1 protein-coding gene is annotated in these 410 nt (G+C 31.7%); it reads left to right on the top strand.

The window, feature by feature from the left end:
• On the top strand, window positions 1–410 hold a 410-nt coding region (locus HMPREF2852_RS00010; protein ID WP_070604798.1), incomplete at both ends, for a transposase.

Consider the following 410-nt stretch of genomic DNA (forward strand, 5'->3'; position numbering starts at 1 on the left):
CTAATAGAAAAAGGAATAATGCCAGTCCTACCATACACAAGACCAAAAGGAAAAACTGATAAAGAATCATTTTATCCAAAACAATACAAATATGACGAAACAAACGACTGCTACATATGTCCAGAAAATAAAATACTCCTGTACTCAACAACAAACCGAGAAGGCTACAGAATATATCAAAGCAAGAAAAGTTTATGTGAAAACTGCCCATCTTTAAGCAGATGTACAAAAAGCAAAAGCAAAGTAAAAGTAATAATTAGACACATCTGGCAAAAATACATAGACTACTGTGAATGGTACAGACTAACCAAAATAGGAAAATCAGAATACAAACAAAGAAAAGAAACAATAGAAAGACAATTCGCAAGTGCTAAAGAATACCATAGTTTTAGATATACCAATATGATAGG

Origin of the sequence: Anaerococcus sp. HMSC065G05 (assembly GCF_001812365.1) — a bacterium.
Lineage (GTDB): Bacteria > Bacillota > Clostridia > Tissierellales > Peptoniphilaceae > Anaerococcus > Anaerococcus vaginalis.